The sequence below is a fragment of the Thermodesulfobium narugense DSM 14796 genome (assembly GCF_000212395.1).
GTDB classification, from domain to species: Bacteria; Thermodesulfobiota; Thermodesulfobiia; order Thermodesulfobiales; family Thermodesulfobiaceae; genus Thermodesulfobium; species Thermodesulfobium narugense.
Genome location: NC_015499.1, coordinates 516,032 through 540,516 on the forward strand (window position 1 = coordinate 516,032; position 24,485 = coordinate 540,516).

The 24,485-nt window shown below is 34.6% G+C and carries 33 protein-coding genes, 1 tRNA gene and 1 pseudogene; 29 read left to right on the forward strand and 6 right to left on the reverse strand.

Annotation, left to right across the window (positions count from 1 at the left end):
• Positions 1-11 precede the first annotated feature (11 nt).
• From rpmJ to speD, 14 genes and pseudogenes are all read left to right on the forward strand, one after another.
• Complete coding sequence (rpmJ, locus tag THENA_RS02655) at positions 12-125, forward strand: 50S ribosomal protein L36 (protein ID WP_013755894.1); 114 nt, start codon at positions 12-14, stop codon at positions 123-125.
• A gap of 12 nt (positions 126-137) precedes the next feature.
• Positions 138-509 carry a 30S ribosomal protein S13 gene (gene rpsM / locus THENA_RS02660; protein WP_013755895.1) on the forward strand — a complete coding sequence of 124 codons (372 nt, stop codon included), beginning with the start codon at positions 138-140 and terminating at the stop codon, positions 507-509.
• Positions 510-542: 33 nt separating this feature from the next.
• Complete coding sequence (gene rpsK / locus THENA_RS02665; protein ID WP_013755896.1) at positions 543-947, forward strand: 30S ribosomal protein S11; 405 nt, start codon at positions 543-545, stop codon at positions 945-947.
• 14 nt (positions 948-961) lie between these two features.
• On the forward strand, positions 962-1,588 hold the full coding sequence (rpsD, locus tag THENA_RS02670; protein WP_013755897.1) for a 30S ribosomal protein S4: 627 nt from the start codon (positions 962-964) through the stop codon (positions 1,586-1,588).
• Positions 1,589-1,603: 15 nt separating this feature from the next.
• Positions 1,604-2,629 (forward strand): DNA-directed RNA polymerase subunit alpha, encoded by a 1,026-nt coding sequence (locus tag THENA_RS02675; protein ID WP_013755898.1) that lies wholly within the window; start codon positions 1,604-1,606, stop codon positions 2,627-2,629.
• Positions 2,610-2,972 carry a 50S ribosomal protein L17 gene (gene rplQ / locus THENA_RS02680; protein ID WP_407635119.1) on the forward strand — a complete coding sequence of 121 codons (363 nt, stop codon included), beginning with the start codon at positions 2,610-2,612 and terminating at the stop codon, positions 2,970-2,972. Before THENA_RS02675 ends, rplQ begins: the two co-directional genes overlap by 20 nt.
• Before the next feature lie 48 nt (positions 2,973-3,020).
• The gene (gene truA / locus THENA_RS09575; protein WP_013755900.1) at positions 3,021-3,872 is read left to right on the forward strand and encodes a tRNA pseudouridine(38-40) synthase TruA; all 852 of its coding nucleotides are present in this window, start codon (positions 3,021-3,023) and stop codon (positions 3,870-3,872) included.
• Positions 3,873-3,910: 38 nt separating this feature from the next.
• Positions 3,911-4,345, forward strand: coding sequence for a 50S ribosomal protein L13 (gene rplM / locus THENA_RS02690; RefSeq protein ID WP_013755901.1), 435 nt, complete (start codon positions 3,911-3,913; stop codon positions 4,343-4,345).
• 71 nt (positions 4,346-4,416) lie between these two features.
• Positions 4,417-4,821, forward strand: a complete 405-nt coding sequence (rpsI, locus tag THENA_RS02695; RefSeq protein WP_013755902.1) for a 30S ribosomal protein S9 — start codon at positions 4,417-4,419, stop codon at positions 4,819-4,821.
• A 13-nt stretch (positions 4,822-4,834) separates the two neighbouring features.
• A complete protein-coding gene (locus tag THENA_RS02700) occupies positions 4,835-6,004 on the forward strand; it encodes a pyridoxal-phosphate-dependent aminotransferase family protein (protein WP_013755903.1) in 1,170 nt (389 codons plus the stop codon).
• The gene (gene serA, locus THENA_RS02705) at positions 6,005-7,591 is read left to right on the forward strand and encodes a phosphoglycerate dehydrogenase (RefSeq protein ID WP_013755904.1); all 1,587 of its coding nucleotides are present in this window, start codon (positions 6,005-6,007) and stop codon (positions 7,589-7,591) included.
• Positions 7,588-8,217: a histidine phosphatase family protein gene (locus THENA_RS02710; RefSeq protein ID WP_013755905.1), complete on the forward strand. Its 630-nt coding sequence runs from the start codon at positions 7,588-7,590 to the stop codon at positions 8,215-8,217. The genes serA and THENA_RS02710 overlap by 4 nt, the downstream gene beginning before the upstream one ends.
• Positions 8,218-8,238: 21 nt before the next feature.
• Positions 8,239-8,901: pseudogene (locus tag THENA_RS02715) on the forward strand (tRNA threonylcarbamoyladenosine dehydratase); the annotation flags it as partial.
• Positions 8,902-8,961: 60 nt separating this feature from the next.
• Entirely contained in the window at positions 8,962-9,366 is a 405-nt protein-coding gene (gene speD, locus THENA_RS02720) for an adenosylmethionine decarboxylase (RefSeq protein WP_013755907.1), read from the forward strand.
• Positions 9,367-9,423: 57 nt separating this feature from the next.
• Here the strand turns inward: speD and THENA_RS02725 are convergent, their stop codons facing one another.
• On the reverse strand, positions 9,424-10,977 hold the full coding sequence (locus tag THENA_RS02725) for a bifunctional aminoglycoside phosphotransferase/ATP-binding protein (protein ID WP_013755908.1): 1,554 nt from the start codon (positions 10,975-10,977) through the stop codon (positions 9,424-9,426).
• A 169-nt stretch (positions 10,978-11,146) separates the two neighbouring features.
• Here THENA_RS02725 and THENA_RS02730 point away from each other — a divergent pair, with 169 nt between their 5' ends.
• The 3 genes from THENA_RS02730 (at position 11,147) to THENA_RS02740 (ending at position 13,320) form a co-directional block, all read left to right on the forward strand.
• On the forward strand, positions 11,147-11,944 hold the full coding sequence (locus THENA_RS02730; protein ID WP_013755909.1) for an ATP-binding protein: 798 nt from the start codon (positions 11,147-11,149) through the stop codon (positions 11,942-11,944).
• A gap of 10 nt (positions 11,945-11,954) precedes the next feature.
• Complete coding sequence (locus THENA_RS10235; RefSeq protein ID WP_013755910.1) at positions 11,955-12,155, forward strand: FmdB family zinc ribbon protein; 201 nt, start codon at positions 11,955-11,957, stop codon at positions 12,153-12,155.
• Between the two features lie 115 nt (positions 12,156-12,270).
• Positions 12,271-13,320: an NADH:flavin oxidoreductase gene (locus THENA_RS02740; protein ID WP_013755911.1), complete on the forward strand. Its 1,050-nt coding sequence runs from the start codon at positions 12,271-12,273 to the stop codon at positions 13,318-13,320.
• 44 nt (positions 13,321-13,364) lie between these two features.
• Here the strand turns inward: THENA_RS02740 and THENA_RS02745 are convergent, their stop codons facing one another.
• The 4 genes from THENA_RS02745 to THENA_RS10070 all read right to left on the reverse strand — a co-directional run bounded on the left by THENA_RS02745 (position 13,365) and on the right by THENA_RS10070 (position 14,996).
• The gene (locus tag THENA_RS02745) at positions 13,365-13,550 is read right to left on the reverse strand and encodes a helix-turn-helix domain-containing protein (RefSeq protein ID WP_041437912.1); all 186 of its coding nucleotides are present in this window, start codon (positions 13,548-13,550) and stop codon (positions 13,365-13,367) included.
• Positions 13,551-13,665: 115 nt separating this feature from the next.
• Positions 13,666-14,214: a hypothetical protein gene (locus THENA_RS10060; protein WP_245523249.1), complete on the reverse strand. Its 549-nt coding sequence runs from the start codon at positions 14,212-14,214 to the stop codon at positions 13,666-13,668.
• Between the two features lie 136 nt (positions 14,215-14,350).
• Complete coding sequence (locus THENA_RS10065) at positions 14,351-14,878, reverse strand: hypothetical protein (RefSeq protein ID WP_245523250.1); 528 nt, start codon at positions 14,876-14,878, stop codon at positions 14,351-14,353.
• Positions 14,823-14,996, reverse strand: a complete 174-nt coding sequence (locus THENA_RS10070) for a hypothetical protein (RefSeq protein ID WP_245523251.1) — start codon at positions 14,994-14,996, stop codon at positions 14,823-14,825. The genes THENA_RS10065 and THENA_RS10070 overlap by 56 nt, the downstream gene beginning before the upstream one ends.
• A 111-nt stretch (positions 14,997-15,107) precedes the next feature.
• Between THENA_RS10070 and THENA_RS02755 the strand changes: the two genes are divergently transcribed.
• The 5 genes from THENA_RS02755 to THENA_RS02775 are packed head-to-tail and all read left to right on the forward strand — an operon-like array spanning position 15,108 to position 19,757.
• Positions 15,108-15,317 (forward strand): winged helix-turn-helix domain-containing protein, encoded by a 210-nt coding sequence (locus THENA_RS02755; protein WP_013755912.1) that lies wholly within the window; start codon positions 15,108-15,110, stop codon positions 15,315-15,317.
• Positions 15,318-15,319: 2 nt separating this feature from the next.
• Entirely contained in the window at positions 15,320-15,961 is a 642-nt protein-coding gene (locus THENA_RS02760; RefSeq protein ID WP_013755913.1) for a metal-dependent transcriptional regulator, read from the forward strand.
• A complete protein-coding gene (locus tag THENA_RS02765; protein WP_041438290.1) occupies positions 15,954-16,190 on the forward strand; it encodes a FeoA family protein in 237 nt (78 codons plus the stop codon). The genes THENA_RS02760 and THENA_RS02765 overlap by 8 nt, the downstream gene beginning before the upstream one ends.
• The gene (gene feoB, locus THENA_RS02770) at positions 16,187-18,184 is read left to right on the forward strand and encodes a ferrous iron transport protein B (RefSeq protein WP_013755915.1); all 1,998 of its coding nucleotides are present in this window, start codon (positions 16,187-16,189) and stop codon (positions 18,182-18,184) included. The genes THENA_RS02765 and feoB overlap by 4 nt, the downstream gene beginning before the upstream one ends.
• Positions 18,185-18,194: 10 nt before the next feature.
• Positions 18,195-19,757, forward strand: a complete 1,563-nt coding sequence (locus THENA_RS02775) for a putative porin (protein WP_013755916.1) — start codon at positions 18,195-18,197, stop codon at positions 19,755-19,757.
• A 174-nt stretch (positions 19,758-19,931) separates the two neighbouring features.
• On the opposite strand, the gene THENA_RS02780 is transcribed toward THENA_RS02775, so the two are convergent.
• Entirely contained in the window at positions 19,932-21,317 is a 1,386-nt protein-coding gene (locus THENA_RS02780) for an ISNCY family transposase (RefSeq protein ID WP_154645285.1), read from the reverse strand.
• 132 nt (positions 21,318-21,449) lie between these two features.
• Here THENA_RS02780 and rpmG point away from each other — a divergent pair, with 132 nt between their 5' ends.
• The 7 genes from rpmG (at position 21,450) to rplJ (ending at position 24,455) form a co-directional block, all read left to right on the forward strand.
• Complete coding sequence (rpmG, locus tag THENA_RS02785) at positions 21,450-21,623, forward strand: 50S ribosomal protein L33 (protein ID WP_013755917.1); 174 nt, start codon at positions 21,450-21,452, stop codon at positions 21,621-21,623.
• Positions 21,624-21,643: 20 nt separating this feature from the next.
• A tRNA-Trp gene (locus THENA_RS02790) sits at positions 21,644-21,718 on the forward strand.
• Positions 21,719-21,793: 75 nt separating this feature from the next.
• Complete coding sequence (secE, locus tag THENA_RS02795) at positions 21,794-22,021, forward strand: preprotein translocase subunit SecE (RefSeq protein ID WP_013755918.1); 228 nt, start codon at positions 21,794-21,796, stop codon at positions 22,019-22,021.
• Positions 22,018-22,557 carry a transcription termination/antitermination protein NusG gene (gene nusG / locus THENA_RS02800; protein ID WP_013755919.1) on the forward strand — a complete coding sequence of 180 codons (540 nt, stop codon included), beginning with the start codon at positions 22,018-22,020 and terminating at the stop codon, positions 22,555-22,557. Before secE ends, nusG begins: the two co-directional genes overlap by 4 nt.
• Before the next feature lie 29 nt (positions 22,558-22,586).
• Positions 22,587-23,033 carry a 50S ribosomal protein L11 gene (rplK, locus tag THENA_RS02805; protein ID WP_013755920.1) on the forward strand — a complete coding sequence of 149 codons (447 nt, stop codon included), beginning with the start codon at positions 22,587-22,589 and terminating at the stop codon, positions 23,031-23,033.
• A 10-nt stretch (positions 23,034-23,043) separates the two neighbouring features.
• The gene (rplA, locus tag THENA_RS02810; RefSeq protein ID WP_013755921.1) at positions 23,044-23,763 is read left to right on the forward strand and encodes a 50S ribosomal protein L1; all 720 of its coding nucleotides are present in this window, start codon (positions 23,044-23,046) and stop codon (positions 23,761-23,763) included.
• 158 nt (positions 23,764-23,921) lie between these two features.
• Complete coding sequence (gene rplJ, locus THENA_RS02815; protein ID WP_013755922.1) at positions 23,922-24,455, forward strand: 50S ribosomal protein L10; 534 nt, start codon at positions 23,922-23,924, stop codon at positions 24,453-24,455.
• Positions 24,456-24,485 lie beyond the last annotated feature (30 nt).

Consider the following 24,485-nt stretch of genomic DNA (forward strand, 5'->3'; position numbering starts at 1 on the left):
GGAGGGCCAATATGAAGGTTCGTGCATCAGTAAAAAAAATATGTGAAAAGTGTAAGATCATCAAGCGTAAAGGGATAGTAAGGGTAATCTGTGAAAACCCTCGCCATAAACAGCGACAAGGATAAGGAGGTTAGTTGATGGCTAGAATTGCTGGAGTAGACCTAGCTGAGAACAAGAAAGCCTGGGTTGCTTTAACTTATATTTATGGTATAGGAAAGCCCCTGGCTTTTAAAATTCTTAATGCTACCGGAGTAGATCCTGAAAAGAGAATAAAAGAGTTATCCGAAGATGAAATTATAAAATTAAGGGATGAAGTAGAGAAAAATTATAAGGTTGAAGGCGATCTAAGAAGAGAAGTTGCTCAGAATATACGTAGATTAATTGACCTTGGTACTTATAGAGGACTAAGGCACAGAAGAGGGCTTCCAGTCAGAGGACAGAGAACAAGGACAAATGCGAGAACTAGAAAAGGACCCAAGCGCTTGATTGGTGCTAAAAAGAAGAAATAAAAATTTTTTAATTAACTTTAAGGAGGTATTGAGTTGGCAAGAAAGGGTAAATCTCAAACACAAACCCGAGTGAAGAAAAAAGAAAAGAAAAACGTATTGTATGGAATAGCTCATATTCATTCAACTTTCAATAATACTATTATAGCAATTTCAGATAAGCAAGGCGCCTTGATTTCGTGGGGCAGTGGAGGAACTGCGGGATTTAAGGGAACTAAAAAAGGCACACCTTATGCTGCCCAGCTTGCTGCGGAAGTAGTTGCAAAAAAGGCAATGGATCATGGAATGAAACAGGTGGATGTATACGTTAAGGGCCCTGGACCAGGCAGAGAGACTGCAATTCGTTCCTTGTTAGCAGCAGGCCTTTCAATTGAAATGATTAAGGATGTTACGCCTATTCCTCATAATGGGTGTCGTCCACCTAAACGCAGAAGAGTGTAGGAGGTAAAACAATAATGAGCAGATATACTGGCCCTGTATGTAGACTTTGTAGAAGAGAGGGCATGAAACTTTTTCTAAAAGGCGACAGATGCTTGTCTGAAAAATGCTCTTTCGATAAGCGTCCAACTCCACCAGGAATGCATATCAACACGAGAACAAAGACTTCAGAGTACGGGTTGCGTTTGAGGGAAAAACAGAAGATGAAGCGTTTTTATGGTTTGATTGGTGAAAGACAGTTTAGAAGATATGTTGAACTTGCTGAAAAAATGGGTGGTGTTACAGGAGACAACCTTTATTTTTTGTTGGAAAGAAGACTGGATAACGTTTTGTACAGATCAGGCTTCGCTTCAAGTCGTCAAGAGGCAAGACAGATGATCTCTCATGGGCACTTTAACGTTAACTCTCGTAGAGTAAGCATCCCTTCTTATAGTGTTAAACCAGGAGATGTTATTTCTGTAAGGGAAAATAGTAAAGGACTTTTTAGTCCTGAATATGTTGAGGTTATCAAAGAGAGAACTCCTGCCCCATGGATTTATGTGGATTATGACAAATTAGAGATCAAGTTTGATAGACTTCCTCAGCGTGAAGAACTTGATGTGCCTATCAGAGAAAATCTAATTATCGAGTTCTACTCTCGATAGAAGAGGAGGAGTCCTTTGTTTGGGTCAAAGGAAAATTATAAATTAGAAATTAAAGAACAATTAGAAATTGAAAATGGCGGTAAATATAGTAAATTTGTTTTAGAGCCATTACCACCTGGTTATGGTGCTACCATAGGCAATGCATTAAGAAGAGTGCTTCTTACATCAATTCCTGGAAGTGCTGTTATTGCAGTTAGGGTTGACGATGCGCCTCATGAATATATGACTTTGCCTGGTATGGTAGAAGACATATTGGAATTTCATTTGAATCTAAAAAAATTAGTCGTTGTCGTTTCGCCTGATATTTCTGAAGAGGAAACAAGGAAACTGATTCTTGATGTTAAGGGGCCAAAGATAGTTAAGGCTTCAGATATTCAACCAAACGCTGAAGTACAGATTATTAATAAAGACCTTTATCTAGCTACTCTGGAAGAAAACGGCGAATTAAGAGCAGAAATAACTGTGAAAAAGGGAAAAGGATATATTTCTATTGAAAAGATGAAGGAGAATACTCGTTGGTTATCTCCAGGTAGTATTCCTTTGGATGCCAATTTCTTGCCAATTACAAGAGTAAATTATTCTGTTGAGTCGACTCGTGTTGGTCAAGAAACTGATTGGGATAAACTTATATTTGAAATTTGGACTAATGGTGCTATTGAACCTGTTAACGCCCTGAGAATTGCAGCTGAAGATCTGATATCACATTTTAGAATTTTTGCTGAGTATGGTACCTTTTTGGATTCTGAAAAGCCAGTTTCTGATTATAAAGAGACGAAAAAGGATTCTTACTTAAGATCTCAGGCAAAAATGGATTTAGAACAGTCAATAGAAGAAATTGGCCTTCAAACCAGAATAGCAAACGTTCTTAAAAGATCTGGTATATCAACTTTAGGGGATCTTATTTCAAAGACTCGAGAAGACATTCTAAACGTTCCAAGTTTTGGAAAAAAATCATTAGACGAACTTGAAGAAATTTTACATGCTAAGGGTTATCGTCTAAAATCTAGCGATGAAAATGGAGGTGACGATTTTGAGACATAGAATAGCACATAGAAAACTTAATATGCCAATTTCTAACAGAAAGGCATTATTAAAAGGTTTGGCTTGTAGTCTTTTTATCAACAAAAGGATTACCACCACATTAGCTCGCGCTAAAGAAGCTCAGAAAATTATTGAACGCGTTATAACTATTTCAAAAAAAGACAATACCGCTAATAGAAGGTTGGCTTTTTCTTATTTGCAATCTAAAGATGCTGTAAAGGCTTTATATAGCGAAGAGCTTAATCCTGTGAGAGAAAGAAATGGTGGTTATACTAGAATTGTCAAAATTGGTCCCAGGAAAGGTGACGGGGCTGAGATGGCGGTTCTAGAAATTGTTTTCTAGTAAGATTGGAAATTTTGAAAAGGGACATATTAATGGGTCGGGGCCTATATGCCTCGATCTTTCTCTTTAAAGATGGATATTGCGGCTATAATTTCTTATGATGGCACTAACTTTCATGGATTCCAGATGCAAAATCAGTCTAGAACTGTTCAATTAGTAATTGAACAAAAACTTGAAAAGATATTTAAAGAAAGAGTTTGTGTAGTACCTGCTGGCAGAACAGATGCTGGAGTACATGCTATAGGTCAGGTTATTTCTTTTAGATTAGCGAAGTGCCCATTTGACGTTGAAAAATTGCAAAATATTTTGAATTATCATCTACCAGATGATATTAGAATTAGTGAAATGAGACTAATGCCTGCGGATTTTAACAGTAGGTTTTCAGCAAAATCAAGAGTATATGTTTATGCTATAAGTGCCAAAAAAGATATATGTGCTCATCTAAACAGGTATTTTTGGAATTTAGACATTTCTCTTGAAGATCTTAAGGCAACATTGAATTTAATCCCTAACAGGTTTTGTTTTAGGTCTTTTTCAAGAGTTTCTAAGGACAGAAAATTGAATTTTGGTACTGTAACTTTCTCTAAATGTGTTGTTTTTGAGGATTTTTTGTATTTTATAATTGAAGCTCCTTCTTTTTTGTGGCATACAGTAAGATTTTTGTTTGGTGAGGCTGTGGCAGTAGCGAAAGGCAAAAGAACTTTAGAGGATTACAAAGAGGCTTTAGAAGGAAAAAAAAGATTGGTTCTTTATAAGGCTCCCCCAAAAGGGTTACATCTTTGGGGAGTAAGCTATTTTGAACAGGCGCTTGGAACTCTTTGTGAAAAAAATATAATTAAAGATGGGTTATGTGGTTTTTTTAAGCCCCCATCTTTCGTTGACATTGTAAAATGTCCGTAATATAATGAGTTTTCTAAAATGTATTTAGGAGGAAGGATATGAAAACTGAGTTCCCAAATATATCTAATTCTGATAAAAAATGGTGGCTTATTGACGCAAAGGGGCAAACTTTAGGTCGTTTGGCTAGTAAAGTTGCAACAATCTTAAGAGGTAAACACAAACCAACCTACTGTCCGAATTTTGATAATGGAGATTATGTAATTTTAATAAATGCGAGTAAGATTGTTGTTACTGGAAACAAAGAGAATGAGAAAATGTATTACAGGCATTCTCAATATCTTGGAAATCTAAAATCAATTAACCTTAAAAAAATGAGAGCTCAAAAGCCAGAGTTTATTTTGTTTCATGCTGTAAAAGGAATGTTGCCAAAGGGATCGCTTGGTAGAACTATGCTTGGCAAACTCAAGATTTACAAAGATGAAAATTATAAAGAAAAGGCTCAAAAGCCGGTTCTTTTGAATTTTGAGAATTAAAATAAATATGGCAGTAAATATATGTTTCTAGGACAATTATATTTTTACTTAACAATTTAAGGAGGAAGTTGATGAATCTTAAGGAGCAAGCTTTTGTTTGGGGATTAGGAAGAAGGAAGACTTCTGTTGCAAGAGTAAGAATATATCCTACAGATAATGGCAAGATAATAGTCAATGGCAAAGACTACTTAGAATACTTTCCGAGAAAAACTTTGCAAATAATTGTAGAAGAACCACTTATAACAGCTGGAGTTTTTGGTAAAGTTGAAGTAAGGGCAAAGATTATTGGAGGAGGAATTTCTTCTCAGGCAGGAGCTCTTTCTCATGGAATTGCAAGGGCACTTTTCTCTCTTAATCCAGAACTGAAGATGTTGTTGAAGTCTAAGGGACTTTTGACAAGGGATTCAAGAATGAAAGAAAGAAGAAAATATGGTTTACAGAAGGCAAGAAAAGCACCTCAATACTCTAAGAGATAATCGGGAGGAATAGATGGACCGCTTCTTAAATGACAATCATATGTTAATGATTCCAGGACCAATTACTGTTCCACCTCGAATTTTAAGAGTAAACTCAAGGCCAATGATAAATCACAGAGGGCCGATCTTTCAAAAAATTCACGAATATTGTGTTGATGGTTTGAAAAAGATTTTTAAAACTGATGAAGGGGAAGTTTATATCTTTGCTTCTGTTGGAACTGGCGCTATGGAGGCTTGTGTTTCTAACTTTTTCAACAGAGATGATAGGGTTTTGGTTTTGGTTAATGGCAATTTTGGTCAACGCTTTGTTCAAATTGCAAACGCATATGGCTTAAATGTAGATGCTTTGGAATTTGTGTGGGGTCAATATGCAGATCCTGAAAAGGTAAAGGATCACCTATCAAAATATCCAAAGGGCACATATAAAGGAGTTTTGGTTCAGCACAACGAAACTTCAACGGCTATATTAAATGATCTTGAAAAGCTTTCTCCAATCATAAAAGAACATGGGGCTCTGTTTGTAGTAGATTCAATTAGTGGCATGGTTGCAGCACCCTTTGAGATGGACAAGTGGAAGGTAGATGTAGTAGCTGCAGCTTCTCAAAAGGCTTTTGGTTGTCCTCCTGGAATTAGCCTTCTTGGAGTATCTAAAGAAGCTCTTAATAGAGCAAATAATGCTAACTTACCAAGATTTTATTTTGATGTTAGAAAATATCATGAATCATATAAAAAGGGACAACCTCCTTTTACCGCGCCTATTTCGCTTTACTTTTCACTTGAAGAGTCTATAAAGATGATTTTTGAAGAGGGTCTTGATAACTTCCAGAAAAGACATATTGTTTTAAGAGATTCAGTGAGAAGTGCAGTAAAGGCCCTTGGTCTGAAACTTGTGTCGGATGACAGTTGTGCAAGTCCTGTTGTTACGGGAGTTTTTTCTCCTGAAGGAATTAGTCCTCAAGATATTATTAATACAATGAGAAAGGATTTTGGTATAGTTCTTGCGGGTGGTCAATCGCAGTTTAAAGGCAAAATATTTAGGATTGGTCATTTAGGTTTTATAGGAGCTACAGAAATATTTTCGACCTTTGCAGCCCTGGAATTAACACTTGATAAGTTAGGATATAAATTTGAAAAGGGCGCATCAGTTAAGGCGGCACAGAAAGTTTTTGAGGAGAATATGTAAATGAACGAAAAGATATTGGTAGCTGATGAAGTTTCACAACTTGGTATAAGGAGGTTGGAATCTGCAGGTTTTCAGGTAGACATTAAAACTGGTCTTTCAGAAGATGAGCTTACTGAGACTATAGTAGACTATAACGCTATTATTATAAGATCATCGACAAGAATTACTGAAAAGATTCTTTCTAATGCCAAAAATCTTAAAATAATAGGTAGAGCTGGCGTTGGAGTTGATAATATAAACGTTGAAGCTGCGACGAAATATGGCATAGTTGTAGTTAATTCTCCCGAAGGTAACATCATTTCAGCTGCCGAACATACTTTTGGTTTGATAATTTCTCTACTTAGGAATATTCCTCAGGCAGATAGATCTGTCAGAAATCTTGAGTGGAAGAGGAATAAATTTACTGGGCATGAGCTTTACAGGAAAACAATTGGAATTATTGGTCTAGGAAAAGTTGGAAGCAACGTCGCAAAATATGCTAAAGCATTCGGGATGAAAGTTATAGGATACGATCCGTATGTAACTCTTGATAGGGCAAAGGAAATGGGCATTACACTTATGCCTCTTGATGAAGTTTTTAAGGAGGCTGATATTATAACTATACATGTTCCAAAAACAAAAGAGACATATCACCTAGTTAGCAAAGAAAGAATTAATCTAATGAAAAAAGGGTCTTATATTATTAATGCTGCTAGAGGTGGAGTTGTTGATGAAGTTGCTGTTGCTGACGCCCTTAAGTCGGGCCATCTAGCAGGTGCTGCTTCTGATGTTTTTGAAACTGAACCTATCTCAGCGGATAATCCATATATTTCTATAAAAAATACCGTTTTGACTCCACATATAGGTGCTGCTACAAAAGAAGCTCAAGTGAACGTTATACTTGACGTAGTAGATCAGATTATTGCTTTTTTCGATGGAAGGATTCCTCATGGTGCGGTTAATTTGCCAGCTTTTAGAGGGGTTTCTGATGATCTTTTGCCATGGATTGATTTGGCAGAACGACTAGGGAAATTTATAAAAGATTTGGTTTCTGAAAGAGTAAATAAAATTGAAATTGTATATTATGGAGATATTGCTAAGAAAAATGTTAATTCGGTGTCAATTAGCGTTCTTAAAGGTTATCTAATAAAAATAAAAGGTAATTATGTTAGCTTTGTTAATGCACTATCACTTGCAAATGAACTTGGAATCAAGTATACAGAGATAAAAGAGTCACAGGATGTGGACTTTAAGAGCTTGATTACAGTTAGAGTTTTGACTGATTCGGGAGTTAGATCGGTTTCTGGAACGATACTGTCTGATCAAAAACCAAGAATAATAGAAATAGATTCTTATCGAGTTGATGCCTTCCCCGAAGGCTATCTTTTGGTGTCCAGACATAGGGATAAGCCTGGCATAATAGGACGATTTGGGACAATTTTAGGAAAGAACAACATTAACATTGCAGGAATGCAACTTGGAAGAAATTTGACCAGTGGTTTAGCTGTAATGATTTTAAGCGTTGATTCTGAGGTAAACGATGATGTGCTTAGGGAATTAATAAGCGGAGGGGATATTGAAGAACTTAGGTCAATTTTCCTTTCATGAAAATATATTTAATTAGACACGGCGAGACAAAATGGAATAAGGAAAGTAGATATCAAGGAGTAAAAGACATACCCCTTTCTGAAAAAGGTATAGAACAAGTAAAAAAGCTTGGGATGTATTTTTCTAATTTGCCTTTAGATATAATAGTTTCCTCTCCGTTAAGCAGGACAAAAGAAACGGCGGATTCTATTGTTGAATTTTATCCAAAGAAATTAAAGGTTTTTTATGATGATAGATTTTTAGAGATATCACATGGTTTATGGGAAGGGAAAGTTGTAGCTGAAGTAAAAGAAGAGTTTAAAGAAATTTATAATTTTTGGAAATTAAAGCCTTATGAGGCAAAAATGCCTGAAGGCGAAGGTTTACACGATGTGTCCTTGAGAGCTACCAGTGCTTTCAGGGAATGGGTAAATAAATATAGAGAAAGAGATATAGCTTTTGTTACGCATGACGTAGTAATAAGAGTTATTTTGATGGACATATTTTCTCTCCCTTATGATTTCTTTTGGAAATTCAAACTCGCAAATGCTGGCATAAACGTTCTTGAATACGATGGAGAATTTAAATTATTGTCGATAAACCTTATCTGTCATTTAAATGAATTTAGCGCAGAGGGCGTGATTTAATTAAGACTTCACAGAAATTTACTACTTTTGGGTGAAGATTGTATTGAGAAGATAAGAAAATCAAGAATTGTAATCTGTGGTCTTGGAGGGGTTGGGGGGTTTGTGTTAGAAGCTCTTGCAAGATTGGGTGTTGGAAGCTTCTTTCTGGTTGATGATGATAGGTTTGAGATAACAAATCTAAACAGGCAAATTTTGTCGAACTTTAACAATATTGGTAAATTAAAGGTTGAAGAAGCAATTGATAGATTGAAACTAATAAGCGACTGTGACGTTCTTGTTTCGAAGAATAAAGTTCAAGATGCTATCCTTGAGATTGAAAAATTTGAACCAAATGTAATCATTGATGCTATAGATGACTTAGAAGCAAAAATACTATTAATCGGACATTTTTATAAAAAGTCTAACATTGTGGTTAGTGCAGGAGCGGGAAACAGAATAGATCCCACAATGGTAACCTATGCAGATCTCTCAAAAACTTCAAATTGTTCTATTGCTAGAATCCTTAGGAAGAGGCTTAAGAGTTTTGGAATTGTTTCTGGAATAGACGTTGTCTTTTCTAAAGAAACCCCAAAAAAAGAATTTAATAATTCGAATATTGTTTCAAGCGCAGTTTTTGTGCCTATGGCTTTTGGCGCTTTGATCTCTTATCTAACTTATAGACTTATTTGCAATAGTATAGATTAAACTATTTTTTTTATAATGTGATATAATCACTTCTTGTGATTTGATTTAGGAGGTAAAGAATTGGAAGCAATAGGAATGCATTACATTGTTGAAGCTTCTGGATGTGACCCTGCTATTATAGGGGATCCAGTAAGAGCAAGAGAAATTTTTTTGGCGGCTGCTAAGGTTGCGAATATGGACGTAAAGGCTGTTCATTTTTACAAGTTCTTTCCGTCAGGGACCAGTGGTGTTGTAGTAGTATCCGAGTCACATATTTCGGTACATACCTGGCCTGAAAATGGTTATGCGGCACTAGATGTATATACTTGTGGTGAGAAAGCGCAACCTGAAAAAGCTGTTGAATTTATTTTGCAGGCTTTTCGAGTTAGACATGCTCACATTACAGAAGTTCAACGAGGCGTAAAGGATGAGGATACCTATACGCATACCACAATGACGTGGGAGGAAGATTATTCGGAAGATTAGTTTTATTAATTTAATATCTAGTTGCTTTCAAAGAGTAATACTCTTTGATTTTTTGATTTATATATTTTTTTCAGAAAAATCAAAGAGAAGGTATTCTTTTACTAATTCATCACAAAGAATATCTAAATCTTTTACATTACCTATTTTTTCATATGTAACGCCTTTGGATACATTCCATGGCTTATATTCTAATAGTTGCCTTTTGTAAATTGCTAGATCAGCATCGCTTGATGTGTTTCTCTTTAAAGCTCTTTTAGTTAACCTTTCTTTAACTACCTCAAAATCGGCTTCTCTTTCAATTAAAATCAAATCGACTTCTAAGTTTTCTTGTAAATCTAAGATCATTTTGCGATAGGTATCTGAATTAAAGGTGGCGTCAATAATTACAGATCTATTTGACTTAATTTCTTCACTTGTCAGATCAAATATTTTATTATAGACTTTTTCTGTAAATTCTGGGGAATAAATCCCCTGATTATAATCAGCTTTTGCGCTTTCGTGTTTCGGGATTCCTGCTAAATCCTTTCTTATCTCATCTGAAGAGAGTCTCTTAATATTTGCTTTAGCGCTTAACCTTTTAGCAAGTGCGCTCTTTCCAGTACCAGAAAGGCCACAAATAACGAATATTGTTGGCAAAGCGCTATCAAAATATTTTGCAGAAAGTCTAAAATATCTTCTAATTGTTCTTTCAAGGCCTTTATTTGTCTGTTCGCTTAAAAAAGAGAACGATAGAACTTTCCCCCTTACATAAGCAAGGTAGGATTTAAAAAAGTTTAAGTAGGAAGTTATGTTTTTATTACTTAGTTTCTGATAAGAATTTATGTATGCTAATGAGAGATCGCTTTTGTTGTTAAAGTCTAGGTCCATTGAAAGAAATGAAATTTCAGAAGCGACGTCCTGAATTCTAAATCTTTCATTAAACTCGATGCAGTCGAATATATATATGTCATCTGGCATGATAGAAATATTTTTCGAATGTAGGTCCCCATGTCCATCAACAAACAAATCGTTTTCCATTCTTTTTAAAAAATCAGATTTATGAGAATCAAAAAAATAAAGCGAATTATCTTTTATTAGATTAAAATTGTGTTTTGAAATTAACCAGTTTACAATGTTTTCAGTCTGTCTAAAGTTTTCTTCTAAATTGTATCTAATAGAGTTCACAAATTGAGTATCCTTAATCTTATTGGCTATTGAGTGAAAATATACGACTTTTTCGGCAACTCTTTTAATATCTTCTACTGATACCCTATCCTTAATTAACAAATTTGACATTAGAGAATCTTGAGGTAGTTCCACCATTTTAATGCAGTATTCAACTGTGTTTTCAGTTGAATTTAGAATATAGGAGTTATTTATTAAACTGATGGGTAAAATTCCCAAATACAAACTTGGGCTTATTCTTGAGTTTAATATGATTTCTTGTTCACAAAATCTTTTTCTATTCTCAAGAGTAGAAAAATCTAAAAAACCAAAGTTGACAGGTTTTTTTATTTTATAAGCATATTTTCCAGTCAAAAAAACGCAGGATATATGAGTTTCAATAAGTTTTACATCTGCTTCGTGTGGGTAGAAAGAAGGGTTTAGCATTGCTTTAATTAAATTTTCCATATTTCCTCCATAGTGCATTTTTTATAGTTTATAATATTTTTGTAAAAATTAAGTCTTAACTTTAAATTAACATCTTATATTATAAGTTATATACTTTAAAATAAAAAATTACTTTAGTTTTTAAAACCTAACAAATAGTTGGGTTTTTTATTAAATTAGGAGGTTTTTTATGTCATTTAAAGAAGATTTAAAGGAAATAGCTGCTTTTAGATTCAAGGACGAGAAATTGATGCCTATACACAACGTGAGTTTTTATGACTTAAATAAATTTTTGGGTATTGATGAACAAATTAAAACTTTGTTAAAAAATACTTTTAAATTTGTAAAAAGATTGCCTGCTAGCGATGTTTTGCTTTGGGGAGAGAGAGGAACTGGCAAATCAAGTTTGGTTAAAGCCATGCTTGGCAAATTTTTTTCCGATGGTTTAAGAATTATTCAAATTTATAAATCTCAGATAAACGATTTGTCAAATCTTTATGGGTTGCTAAGAGATGAAGACTATCGCTTTATACTCTTTTTCGATGATCTTTCGTTTTCTATAGGTGAGGATTCATGGATGGTTTTAAAGGCATTGCTTGATGGGGATATTGAAGAAAGACCTTCTAATATTTTGGTTTATGCTACGTCAAACAGAAGACATCTGACAAAAGAAGAAGATACAAATGAGAAATTTGCAAACGATGCTTATAGGGAGACTATTTCTCTTGTAGAAAGATTCGGGATTAGACTTTCTTTTTCTCCTTTTAGCAAAGAACAATATTTAAACATCGTTAAAAATTATGTAAATCTTAGGGGTTTAGAGATTGATGAAGAAATATTAAGCCAAAGGGCACTTGAGTGGGTTCAAATGGGTGGGAGCTTTACAGGACGATCTGCCTTTCAGTTTGTAGAGTATTTATATGGCGAGGAAATGTTGAAAAAATTAAACTTTGAGTATATAATTAATGATAAATATATAAATAGTTAGGGGTGTTTAAATGCCGATATTTGAGTATTTTTGTAAGGATTGTGGTGCGGACTTCGACATATACCTGCCATCCTCTGCTGATGGAAGAAAAGTAGTATGTCCAAACTGCAATTCAGAAAACGTTAGAAAGGTTTATAGGGTTAATCACTGGTCTAATACGAGCAGCTCCGATGATGGATCTGACTCAGGGAGCTGCTTTAGCGGTGGTTGAGGATTTTAACTAAAGGCTCAGTTTGAGCCTCAAAAAAAGCCTGCAAGTAGCAGGCTTTTTTTATTAAATTAAAAAGTAATATAATAAATAAAATATTGTTTAGGGGGTAAGTTTGATGGACGTTTTTTCTCCATTTAAGATTAAAAGTTTAAACTTTAGGAATCGTTTTATAAGATCTGCTACACACGATTGGATGGGCAATGAAGACGGTTCAATATCGGAAAGACAATTGAACATGTTTAAAGAACTTGCAAAAGGAGAGGTTGGGTTAATAGTTTCTGGTCATTCTTGTGTTGAATTTCCCCGTGGAAGAGCTGGGTTAAAGCAAAATAGAATAGACGATGATAGATTTATTGAGGGATATAAAAAGTTGGCTGATGTAATACACGAAAACAACTCACTTTTTGCAATTCAGATTTCGCATGCAGGTCTCCAGACGAATAAAGATTTTACAAATAATCTGGATCCAATTGATCACAATACTATGGATAAAGAGGATATCAATACTTTGGTTGAAGCCTTTACTAAAGCAGCCGTGAGAGTAAGACTTTCTGGAGCAGATGCAGTTTGTGTTCATATGGCTCATGGATATTTTTTGTGTAGGACGCTCTTTTCTGATTCAAATAAAAGAGAAGATGAATTTGGCAAAAGTATAGCAAACAGATCAAAAATTGCTCTTAAATTAATTGACTCTATTAGAAAGGCTCTTGGCGAGGATTACCCAATTTTTGTAAAACTAAATTCCACAGGGGGGACTGGAGAAGGAAACATAAGTACGGAAGAACTAGTAGGTGTTGCTACTCTTCTTGAGGAGCACGGAGTAGACTTGATTGAGATAAGCGGTGGAGCTGTTGGCTCAAAAGAAAACCCAATTGATAGGTTGAATATCTTAAAGATTGAAGATGAAGGGTATTTTTTGGAAAGAGCAAAAGTTGTAAGAAAAAATACTAATACTGCACTCAGTGTGGTAGGAGGCATTAGATCTCTTTCTTTGATGAACGAAATTATTGGAAAAGGCTTTGCTGACTTTATTTCCCTAAGTAGGCCATTCATCAGAGAGCCTGATTTGGTTATAAGGCTTAAAAGTGGACAAGAAAAGGTTTCGTGTATTTCTTGTAGCAAATGTAGGAATTTTGAGGGGATAAGATGTGTTTTTAACAAATAAAATTTTCAAAAAATATTAATTTTGTCCCCTTTTTTATGTATTGTTTATTTTGATTCTCTGCCCCCCTTTTTGTGAGCCAGACCGGCAGTGCCTTCTGTTTTTGTCCCCTTCTTTAAACGAATAATTTGACGTTTACTTAAGCCTAAAACTTCAGCTGCCTGCCTATTAGTAATATTTCCTTCTATTGCTTGTTCAATTACAAAAACTTTGTGTGATTCTTTAACGCTCAAAAAACTCTCCCATCATAGTGACAAAATTAGCGTCCGTTAATAAAAGCAACTCGAATTACGTGTTGCCTCATTTAAAAACCTAAAGGAAGTTGTATTCGTTGCCTCACTTAAAATTCTAAACATAACCATAACATATTTTATCTTTGTTTTTGCTAATTTTTTTAATAGAGTTTCTTACTTCTTCCTTTATGGATATATCTTCTAGTAATTTTTTTTGAAGTTTTACTATTTCTCTTTGAAGTTCAGCTGGATTTAATTTTGTATACTGTTCTATTAGCTTTTCTTTATCTATTTTTTCTACACCAGGATTTTCTAATATTCTTTGATAAGGAGTTCTTGCTTTATCGTATTTTTTTGTAACTTTACTTCCAATTCTTTCTTTTGAGATTTGTTTCATTATAGGCTGAAAAAAGTTTATATATAGCCTTAGGCTTTCATAAAGCCTTTTTAAAGTCATTAGCTCAACTTCTCTATCATATCTAAAATAACCAACATATTTTCTTACTACAGAGTAGTTTTTCTGTTCAACATAGCAGTTATCGTTTTTTCTATATTTTCTTGACCTTGTGAACGTTATATTATTTTCAACACAATAACGATGAAGTTGATGATTTATAAACTCTGCTCCATTATCAGAATCAATTCCAAAGAGTTTAAAAGGCAAGCGTTTCTTTATTTCATCTATTGATTCAAAAACCCACCTTTGAGCTTTATTTCTTAAAGCATCTATTTCTATCCAACCGGTGCAAATGTCAACTGCAGTTAGAGTTTGGATAAATTCTCCTCTTAGATCTCCTCCTTCATGACCTACAAGGTCTATTTCTAAATATCCAGGTATACTTTCGTCCCATTCTGAAAATGTCCTTATAGGGATCTGGCTTTTTAAGAAGGCTGCCTGGTTTTGTATATGTCTTTCCCTTTGGTTTATTCATTCTTTTGTATTCTGAAAGTATTCTGTCTATAGTAGATGCGCTTATCTTAAAGAGTTTTTCTTCTACATCCCTTTCAATTTGTATTTCTTTAAACTCTTTAAGTTTATATATTATTTCAGGAAGAACAGGTTTTAACCTTTTGCCACATGGACAATCTAAAACGTCCCATACCTTAATTAACGCCTTTTTTACATCATCATCATAATATTTGCTTTTCTTTTTCTTTTTCTTCATCGTTAAATCTACTTTTAAAACTCTGTTATTCATCCTTACTATCTTCTCATGACTGCTTAAAAGAAAAGATGCATAACTACGATTGTATCCAGTCAAAGCTATTAGCTCATCTAAAATTATGTCCTTTTTGTTTCTTGCTTGCTTTTTTATATCTTTTTGCAATTTCACTCACCACTGCTTTTCTTCCTTCATCGTTAACCCCATTTCTAGCCTCCAGAGTTATAGTAACTACTATTCTAAGAGGCTTATTATTTTCATTTAGATTTTTTATTTGAGGCAACGATTGTATTTCGTTTAGATTTTTGATGAAGCAATTCGTAGGATTGACAGATGCTAAAAGTTTTAATATACTTATAAAGTTAGATAGCTCTAACTTAGGAGGTTTTAATGAATGAAAGAATATATATTACATCTTTTATATAAAGATAAAGGACTTACATTTGATGAAATATTGAAAAAAACTAATTTACAGCGAGATGATTTATTACAGGCGATATTCAATCTTACTAATGAAAACAAAGTGCATTATATAGATCTAAGTTTAAGTAAGTGTTCAATTTGTAAGATTTGTAATAAAAATTTTTTTGTGAAAGGAGGTTAAAAATGACCTATTTAAGTGAAACGCAAGAAGATTATTTACTTGATATTTTTGAACAGACATCAAATAATGCCGTAGCGCGTATTAAAGATATTGCACAATCGCGAAATGTGACTTTACCTACTGTTGTAAGTGCTATTAAAACACTTGTGGAAAAAAAGATAATCAAACATGAAAAATATGGTTATGTGATGTTGACAGACTATGGTATTGAGCTAGCAAAAAGTTTGCTAGAACGAAAAAAATATATATTGAAATTTTTAACTTTTACATTGGGCATACCAACAAATATAGCAATTAATGATGCGCACAAACTTGAACATGATTTATCAAATGAAGCTTATGAAGGTTTAGTGAAACTTACAGATTTTTTTTCTAAAAATCCTCATATCAAAGAACAATTTGAAAATTTTTCAGAAAAGGAGATTTATATGAGATTAGATCAAATAGACACAGGTAAAACAGTTAAGATTGTAAGAATTGAAGATTCACCCATAAAAAGTAAGCTACTTTCTATGGGAACTACACCTGGTACAGTGATAAAGGTAGAAAAGGTTGCACCTCTTGGAAATCCTATTGAAGTGACTTTGCTTGGGTATCATTTAACTCTTAGGAAAGATGAGGCGGAAAAAATAATTGTTGAATGATAGGGTTATACCACTTGTTTTAGCTAAGGAAAATTCGGAGTATGAAATTATTGGGATAAGAGGTGGTTGTGGTCTACGGGCAAAATTACTAGAAATGGGTTTTATACCGGGATCAAAAGTGAAGTTATTATCTAACTCAAATGGGCCATTGATTGTTGCAATTAATAGTTCAAGATATACCATGTGCAAAGGCTTTGCTTCAAAGATATTAATAAAGGAGGTTGTATGAGAGAATTTACAATCGCTTTAATTGGTAACCCAAATGTTGGAAAGTCAGCAATTTTTAACGAGCTTACAGGTGCTAATGCTCATGTAGGTAATTGGCCAGGCGTTACTGTTGAAAAAAAAGAAGGTAAGTTTGTTTATAACGATACTAAAATAAACGTGGTTGATTTGCCTGGTATTTATAGCTTAACTGCATCTTCAATTGATGAACGTATAGCAAGGGATTATATAGTTAGAGAAAAACCAGATCTAGTTGTATGTATAGTAGATTCCACGAATTTAGTAAGAAACTTATATCTCTTTGTATTGCTAAAAGAACTTGGCGCTAAAACTCTTTTAGTGCTTAATATGATAGACCTTGTGGAAAATAAAATTGAATTTGATGAATCAAAACTTTCAGAAAGTTTAAAAACTCGAATTGTGAAGACCTCTGCTACAAAAAAAATAGGAATTGATGAACTCAAAAAAGCTATTTATGAAGAATTCCATAAGGATCAGGGCGAGTTTTTTGTTAACTATGGTAAAGATATTGAATCTTCAATAAAGAGGATTGAAAGCTTGTTAAACAGTACAGAATTATCTTATAATAAGCGTTTTTTAGCTATAAAGCTTTTGGAGCAAGATTCGGTTATCTCAGAAGAATTGAAACGACTGAAAAAGGAGAATATTGTTGAAAGCGCTTTATTAGAAGTGAATAAGTTGGAAGGAATTTATTCAGACTTAGAAACAGAGATAATTGAAAAAAGATACGCTCTTATAGAGGGGGTTATTAAAAGTTCAACAAAAAATTTGGTTAGTATAGAAGATAGGTTAACATTTTCAGATAAAGTAGATAAAATTGTTACGAATAGGTATTTAGGATTACCTATTTTTGCAATTGTGATGCTAATTGTATTTAAAGCTACATTTACACTTGGAGGTTTTTTTACAGGTTATATTAACCAGTTTTTTGATTGGTTTGGAGATTTTTTATCCATTTATATTCAGAATCCAATTTTACAATCGTTTATTAAGGATGGTTTAATTGGGGGTGTAGGTACAGTAGTAGCTTTTTTGCCAAATATATTAATTTTGTTCCTATTTTTATCTTTTCTGGAAGATGTAGGTTATATGGCAAGAGCTGCTTTTGTTATGGATAAATTGATGCATAGCATTGGCCTTCCAGGGAGAGCTTTTATACCTTTAATACTGGGTTTTGGCTGTAATGTGCCAGCAATTATGGCAACCCGTACAATTGCAGATGAAAGAGATAGAATTTTAACAATACTTATAAATCCATTTATGTCTTGTACTGCACGTTTGCCTATTTATGTGTTGTTAACTGGAATTTTTTTTAATAATAATCATCCTGAACTGATCATATTTTCACTTTATATCCTGGGTATTTTTGTTGCAATATTTAGTGCAAAATTATTTAGAAGTACAATTCCAAAACTTAAAGGTAAAGTATCGTTTTTAATTATGGAACTTCCTGTTTATAGGATGCCTACTTTTAAAGCTGTGTCAGTACATACATGGGAGAGAACAAAAGAATTTCTGAAAAAAGCTGGTACTATCATATTGCTTGGTGTTTTACTGGTGTGGTTGTTGTCAAGTCTTCCATTTGGTGTTGATTATGGTAGTGAAGAATCCTTAGTAGGAATGTTGGGAAAATTTTTTGCACCAATTTTAGTGCCAGCTGGTTTTGGATTTTGGCAGGCTGCAGTAGCTCTTATCTTTGGGCTTCTGGCAAAAGAAACAGTTGTTGGCACTATGGGAACACTGTTTGGTGGCGAAGAAAATCTTTCGAACTCTTTAACACAACTTATGACTCCTTTGAGCGCATATACATTTATGGTAATGAGTCTACTTTACATTCCATGTCTTGCAACAATTGGCGTAATCTATAGAGAAACAAATTCATTAAAATGGACTGCTTTTAGTATCCTTTATAGTCTACTTATTGGATGGCTTACTGCAACTTTAATTTATCAAATGTTTTCATTAATATGGAAATAGGGGGTTAATAATGAAAAAAATCTTTGTAATCTTTTGTTCTTTCTTTGTTTCTGTTTACTTTGTTTCTTTTGCTTTTGCAGGACCGTTTTCAGACGTGCCAGCTAATTCTTGGGCATACAAGGCAGTGCAAGATTTATCGGCAAAAGGACTGGTTATAGGGTATGGAGATGGCACTTTCAGAGGTGAAAGACTTGCCACCCGTTATGAGATGGCAATGGTAGTTGCAAGAATGCTCGATATGTATGAAAAGGGTCAAAATGCACAGGATCAAAAGATAGAGCTAAACGCTAACGACATAGCAACTCTTATGAAACTAGCTCAGGAGTTTAAGTCAGAACTAGCATCGCTAAACGTCAGAGTTGCAGCGCTTGAGAAAAAAGCAGCTCTTGATACCGTAAACTTCACAGGGGATGCAAGGTTTAGGTTTGGGAGCGAGAAGAGAACTTTTTATGCAATGTCTACCTCTGGAACAAATGTATTTATTAATACAGAAGGTTCCTCCAGCAATGGATTTATTGTTGGAGATACTTTACCTGCGATGTTAAGTCAGGATCCTGGACTCTCTCAGCAAAAGGACAACACATTCATGCAGTATAGGATCAGATTAAACGTTTCTGCTCCAGTAGCAGACAACATATCATTTAATGCAAGACTTACAATGGAGAAGAATGCGGGAGTTAATTCAGACGGCTCTTCAAATAACAATCCTTTGTATGCATCCCTTACAGGATACAATGATGACAACAACACCTTGTATGTGGAAAGATCATATATCACATGGACTCTTAACCCATATCCTGTGACCTTTGTTCTTGGCAGACTTCCTACTATGGATTCTGGAGCTTATTACAACAATCTTTTTATGGATACTGGCACAGAAGGTGGAATGGTAATATTCGATCTTAGCAACATGCTCCCATCAACTTCAGTTTCTGCTGCGTGGGTAAAGATGTTTGATGGCGGCCTTGTAACTTCATCTGATGAAGCAAATGGATTAAAGGATAAGGATGTATACGTACTTAATCTTAGTACAAAATTATTTAATACCCTTGGTTTAGAAGCAGATTATGGAAACGTAAATAAGTTCTCATATTTCAATACTTCTTTAAATGGCATGTATGGAAAATACGACTGGTGGGCGTTGATAGGCAGTTGGAATATATACAACGTGAGTATGTGGGCTGGATATAACGGTACGTCTACTGATATGCCAATTCTTGCTTCTAATCAAATTTTTACAGGCACGCATTCTGTAAATGGCGGTGCATGGAGAGTTGGAGCTACTATTCCTCTACCAGTAGGTTCTCTTACAGGGGATTTCTGGTTTGGGAATAACAAATGGTTTAATCCTTTTAACTTAAATACGATGGTCTCTACAGAGTACAAAGATTATTACAACGTTTACTACACTCTGCCAGTTGCAAATAATGCAACGCTTACTCTAAACTACGATTACTTCAAGGGCAAAAAACCTTATGCTACTGACTCTTTAAATAACTACTACTATACCTTTAACCCAGATCAGATCGATAAAGACCAAAGGTATTATATTCAGCTAGACGTGAACTTCTAAGAGAACAATATCCCTTCAGAACTATTTAAACAGTCTGAAGGGATTTTCTTAAAATATCTCTCCCATCATAGTGACAAAATTAGCGTCTTCTTAAGGGGTGAAATCAGCGTCCGTTAACATACATTAACAAATAAAATTGTCAAGGGACACTGATTTTGTCACTACAAAAGTAAATTAATGAGACACTGATTTTGTCACCCCTCTTTCATCAACTAATGATGAATTGTCATTGCTATTTGAATTTGAATTAGAACTTGAATTAGAATTTGAATTAGGTCTTTTAAACTTGTTGATAACCATATGACGCCAGGGGTGGTCTGCAGCAGGTATATAAGGTTTTTTGGTTGAAGTGTTTTTAGAGCCATTCTTTACTTTTTCTTTAGGTGGTATGAGTAATTCTTGTAGTAAGTAATATTTATCAGCGTATAATGCGCTGAATGATCCATCTAGATGAGTTAGAACTTTTACTGTACTTTTAGGAGTTAAAGGTATTACCTTGCCATTAGAATCTACTAATTGATAAATATGACCCAGGTAAGATATATAAGAGCCGTGAGATGCCTTGCGTTCTTGATGCCATGATAGAATCTCTTCTAGTTTGTCTAATGAAGGGCAAGGGCTATAAGTTAACTTGGGGTTATCTGGAACAACAGCGAACCTTTGATTAAACCTTTTAATAAAGTCTGGTAGAAATTCATTTGCTGCTTCAATAGTAGATATACCTGCCATACGCAGTTCAATTGTTAGTCTCTTTTGTAATGTGCCCCAAAGACGTTCAATACGTCCTTTGGCCTGTGGAGAACGAGCGGGTATATGTCTAATCCCTAATTCTGAAATAGCTCTGCCAAACTGAGTTAAGGGAACAGTTTGCCCAGATAATTCTTCTGAAATTGATAACTTATCCTCTTTAGGTGAAAAGAAAATGGTATGACGATCACTGTATATGCTTTTAGGTATTCCAAAGTTCTGTGCTACTTGTTGAATAAGTTTTAAGTAACCAAAAAGACATTCATGAAGTTCAAAATGTAATCCCTGAACCTTACTAGTAGCATCATCAATAGAACCGTGCAAAGAAAGCATTGGTCCTCTATCTTCAAGCCATTCAAAAGGACTGGCGTCTATTTGAGAAAGTAGACCTTCCTGAGGTAAACGTTTACGTGACCTCTTAAGCTTAGATGACCTGTGCGTATGACTTAATGGAATATTATTTTTCTTTAAGATACGATTTACTGTCTTGGATGAAACATCTATGTTATAAAACTCTTCAAGTATTTCAGCTATTTGCTGACAACTGGCATTGTGAAGACTATCCTGAGCTAATTTAACAATCCTTTCTCTAGTTTCTTTAGGTATTCTCTGTTTTGATTCTCTGCCTCTATTTTTGTGAACCAGACCAGTAACGCCTTCTGTTTTCACCCTCTCCTTCAAACGAATAATTTGACGTTTACTTAAGCCTAAAACTTCAGCTGCCTGTCTATTAGTGATATTGCCTTCAATTGCTTGTTCAATTACAAAAACTCTGCGTGATTCCTTAACACTCAAAAATATCTCTCCCATCATAGTGACATTATTACTGTCTTCTTAAGGGGTGACAATATCACTGTCCGTTAACACATTAACAAATAAAATTTGACAGTTTTTTATTAATATTATAAAATTAACCGTCTATGAAATACAAATGGAGGTTTTGATATGGCTAAGGCCGGTGCAAAGGAAAAAAGAATAAGAATAACTTTAGCATGTCAGGAGTGTAAAGAGAGAAATTATCATACTCAGAAAAATAGGATTAATGATCCAGATCGTTTGCAATTGAAGAAATATTGTCCAAGGTGTAACAAAGTAACTGTTCACAAAGAAACAAAATAGTATTATAATGCTTTTGTTTTAGGCCAGTAGCTCAATGGCAGAGCACCGGTCTCCAAAACCGGGGGCTGCAGGTTCAAGTCCTGCCTGGCCTGCCATTTTTGCGTGACCACATCGCCAGTTGTGGGAGCATAAAGCTTGTTTAATTTCTTAATACCTCTTGGAGGTGTAATTTGTTATCTTTTAGTGATGTGAAGGAAAAAATTAGGTCCTTTTATTCAGAAGTTAAAGTTGAAGCCAGGAAAGTAAGTTGGCCTGATAGGAGAACGGTGATTTCCGCTACTGGAGTCGTCTTGGCCTTTAGTCTAATTATTGCCGTTTTTGTAGGTACTATTGACGCCATTTTTACTGCTATTTTTAATTTCTTGATCTCGACATTTGGTCACTGGACATCTTCATGACAAAGGCTAATCCAAATTTGAAATGGTACGTAATTACAACTCTTTCTAATTATGAGAAAAGAGTTGAAGAGGCAATATTAGTCAGAGCGCAAAGAGAAGGCCTTGAAGACAAAATAACAAGAGTTTTAATACCTGTAGAGAAGGAAGTTAAAATGATAGGCCATCAAAAGAAAGAAAGTTCAAAAAAGGTGTTTCCTGGCTATGTTTTAGTAGAGATGGATCTTGATGATGCTACATGGAATCTTGTTAGAACTACTCCAGGAGTAACTGGTTTTATAAGTAGTAAAAAGAAGCCCTTACCACTTAGCCCAGAAGAAGTTGAAAAAATTATGATGTATGCAAAATCGGATAAGCCCGTAATTAGGGTAGAATTTGAGAAGGGTCAAGTTGTTAGAGTTACAGCTGGGCCATTTGCTGAACAAACTGGAGTAATTGATGAGATATTTCCTGAAAAAGGAACAGTACGGCTCGTTATAAATCTTTTTGGTCGAGATACTCCTGCTGAGATAGCTCTGACCCAAATAGAAAAAGTTTGATTTTGATTAAGTGATGGAGGTTATAATAAATGGCTGCTCCTAAGAAGAAAAAGAAAAAGATTGTTGGAATTGTAAAATTGGCTTTGCCTGCAGGTAAAGCTAATCCGGCACCACCAGTAGGTCCTGCATTAGGCCAATATGGCGTCAATATTATGGAGTTTTGTAAAGCTTATAACGCTCAAACTTCTTCTCAAGAAGGAACTATAATTCCTGTAGAAATTACAGTATATGAGGACAGAAGTTTTGATTTTGTCTTGAAAACCCCTCCTGCTTCAGTCCTTATTAGAGAAGCTCTAAAACTGGAAAAGGGTAGTGGCGAACCGAATAAAAAGAAAGTTGGAAAAATCGCAAGATCCAAACTTGTAGAAATAGCTCAAAAAAAGTTAAAAGATATGAACGCAAACAGTGTTGAAGGTGCAGTTAGGATGTTAGAAGGTACTGCACGCAGCATGGGCGTAGAAGTAATTGAAGGGTAGGAGGGCAAGAATGCATAAAAGAAGCAAGAGATATGTTCAAGCTTTAAGTCTTTTTGATAGAAATCAAAAATATGATCCGGTTCAGGCTTTTGAGATTGTGCAAAATTCTCCCAAAGCAAAATTTGATGAAACTGTTGAGGTTTCTGTCAGAACTGGTTTAGACGTAAAGCACGCCGATCAACAAATTAGAACTACAGTATCTTTGCCTGCTGGGACTGGTAAAAAGGTTAGAGTTCTAGTTGTTGCAAAGGGTGAAAAAGCTAATGAAGCCAAAGAAGCTGGAGCTGATTATGTTGGAGCTGAAGATATTTTGCAAAAGATTCAGCAAGAAAATTGGTTTGATTTTGATGTGATTATTGCAACTCCAGATATGATGGGTGCACTTGGCAAACTAGGTAGAATTCTTGGACCAAAGGGTTTGATGCCAAATCCAAAAACTGGTACAGTAACCTTTGATATAGCTAGAGCTGTAAAGGAGTTCAAAGCAGGTAAGGTAGAGCTAAGAACTGATAAAAGTGGCATTTTACACGTTCCAATTGGTAAAGTTTCTTTTTCAAAAGAGGATCTGATGGCAAATTTTGCTGCTGTGATGGACACAATTTTGAGATCAAAACCATCGGCTGCAAAGGGTACTTATTTGAAGAGCATTACTGTTTCTTCAACAATGGGTCCTGGAATAAAGATAGATACAAATAAAGCAACTGAGTCTGTAAAGAAAGTAAACCTTTAAAAAATAAGAAGTTTAAACTGAATATTGGCCAAAGAAGCAGGTGAGTTTCTCATAAATCCTGCGGAGGCAAAGGAAGATAATACCCAGGTATTGCCTTTGCCTGGGTATATTTATAATTAGATATAAATTTATTGCATCGCTTGAAAGGAGGTGAAAAAATGGTAAGTCAAACAAGGAAAAATAAAGAAAATACTGTAAGTAAAATTTTAGAAGAACTTAATAATTCCTCTGCTGTTTTTTTGGTTGATCTAAAGGGAATGAACGTCAAAGAAAGCGTCGAATTGAGGGATAGAATAAGAGAAACTTCTTCAAAGCTCAGAATAGTGAAAAATACTTTGCTTGGCATAGCGCTTGATCAAATTGGCAAAAAGTCTTTGGTGAAAGACTTGTTATTTGGGCCAACTGCAGTCCTTTTTGTACAGGGCGATATTAGCGCTGCCGCAAAAGTTTTGAAGACATCCCTTAAAGAATTTGAAAAGGGAACAATTAAAGGTGGATTTATTGAAAATAAGGCTCTTAGTGCCATAGAGGTTGAGGCTCTTGCTGATATTCCGCCAAAAGAGGTACTTTTGTCAAAGGTGTTGTATCTTTTACAGAGTCCTTTGTCAAGATTTGCGGGAGTACTTGGTGCGGTTCCGAGAGACTTTATGTATGCACTGCAGGCCCTTAGAGATAAAAAAGAGGCTTCTTGATTTTTGAATATAATGAATATAAATTTATTA

Coding starts and splice junctions, on each gene's coding strand:
- rplK (WP_013755920.1), top strand. CDS start 22,587: ATGGCTGCTCCTAAGAAGAAAAAGAAAAAGATTGTTGGAATTGTAAAA.
- rpmJ (WP_013755894.1), top strand. CDS start 12: ATGAAGGTTCGTGCATCAGTAAAAAAAATATGTGAAAAGTGTAAGATC.
- rpsM (WP_013755895.1), top strand. CDS start 138: ATGGCTAGAATTGCTGGAGTAGACCTAGCTGAGAACAAGAAAGCCTGG.
- THENA_RS02710 (WP_013755905.1), top strand. CDS start 7,588: ATGAAAATATATTTAATTAGACACGGCGAGACAAAATGGAATAAGGAA.
- feoB (WP_013755915.1), top strand. CDS start 16,187: ATGAGAGAATTTACAATCGCTTTAATTGGTAACCCAAATGTTGGAAAG.
- nusG (WP_013755919.1), top strand. CDS start 22,018: ATGACAAAGGCTAATCCAAATTTGAAATGGTACGTAATTACAACTCTT.
- THENA_RS02780 (WP_154645285.1), bottom strand. CDS start 21,317: ATGATGGGAGAGATATTTTTGAGTGTTAAGGAATCACGCAGAGTTTTT.
- THENA_RS10235 (WP_013755910.1), top strand. CDS start 11,955: ATGCCGATATTTGAGTATTTTTGTAAGGATTGTGGTGCGGACTTCGAC.
- THENA_RS02730 (WP_013755909.1), top strand. CDS start 11,147: ATGTCATTTAAAGAAGATTTAAAGGAAATAGCTGCTTTTAGATTCAAG.
- THENA_RS02760 (WP_013755913.1), top strand. CDS start 15,320: ATGACCTATTTAAGTGAAACGCAAGAAGATTATTTACTTGATATTTTT.
- THENA_RS02775 (WP_013755916.1), top strand. CDS start 18,195: ATGAAAAAAATCTTTGTAATCTTTTGTTCTTTCTTTGTTTCTGTTTAC.
- rplM (WP_013755901.1), top strand. CDS start 3,911: ATGAAAACTGAGTTCCCAAATATATCTAATTCTGATAAAAAATGGTGG.
- THENA_RS02755 (WP_013755912.1), top strand. CDS start 15,108: ATGAAAGAATATATATTACATCTTTTATATAAAGATAAAGGACTTACA.
- rpmG (WP_013755917.1), top strand. CDS start 21,450: ATGGCTAAGGCCGGTGCAAAGGAAAAAAGAATAAGAATAACTTTAGCA.
- rpsD (WP_013755897.1), top strand. CDS start 962: ATGAGCAGATATACTGGCCCTGTATGTAGACTTTGTAGAAGAGAGGGC.
- truA (WP_013755900.1), top strand. CDS start 3,021: ATGCCTCGATCTTTCTCTTTAAAGATGGATATTGCGGCTATAATTTCT.
- THENA_RS02725 (WP_013755908.1), bottom strand. CDS start 10,977: ATGGAAAATTTAATTAAAGCAATGCTAAACCCTTCTTTCTACCCACAC.
- rpsI (WP_013755902.1), top strand. CDS start 4,417: ATGAATCTTAAGGAGCAAGCTTTTGTTTGGGGATTAGGAAGAAGGAAG.
- THENA_RS02740 (WP_013755911.1), top strand. CDS start 12,271: ATGGACGTTTTTTCTCCATTTAAGATTAAAAGTTTAAACTTTAGGAAT.
- rplA (WP_013755921.1), top strand. CDS start 23,044: ATGCATAAAAGAAGCAAGAGATATGTTCAAGCTTTAAGTCTTTTTGAT.
- serA (WP_013755904.1), top strand. CDS start 6,005: ATGAACGAAAAGATATTGGTAGCTGATGAAGTTTCACAACTTGGTATA.
- THENA_RS02700 (WP_013755903.1), top strand. CDS start 4,835: ATGGACCGCTTCTTAAATGACAATCATATGTTAATGATTCCAGGACCA.
- rplJ (WP_013755922.1), top strand. CDS start 23,922: ATGGTAAGTCAAACAAGGAAAAATAAAGAAAATACTGTAAGTAAAATT.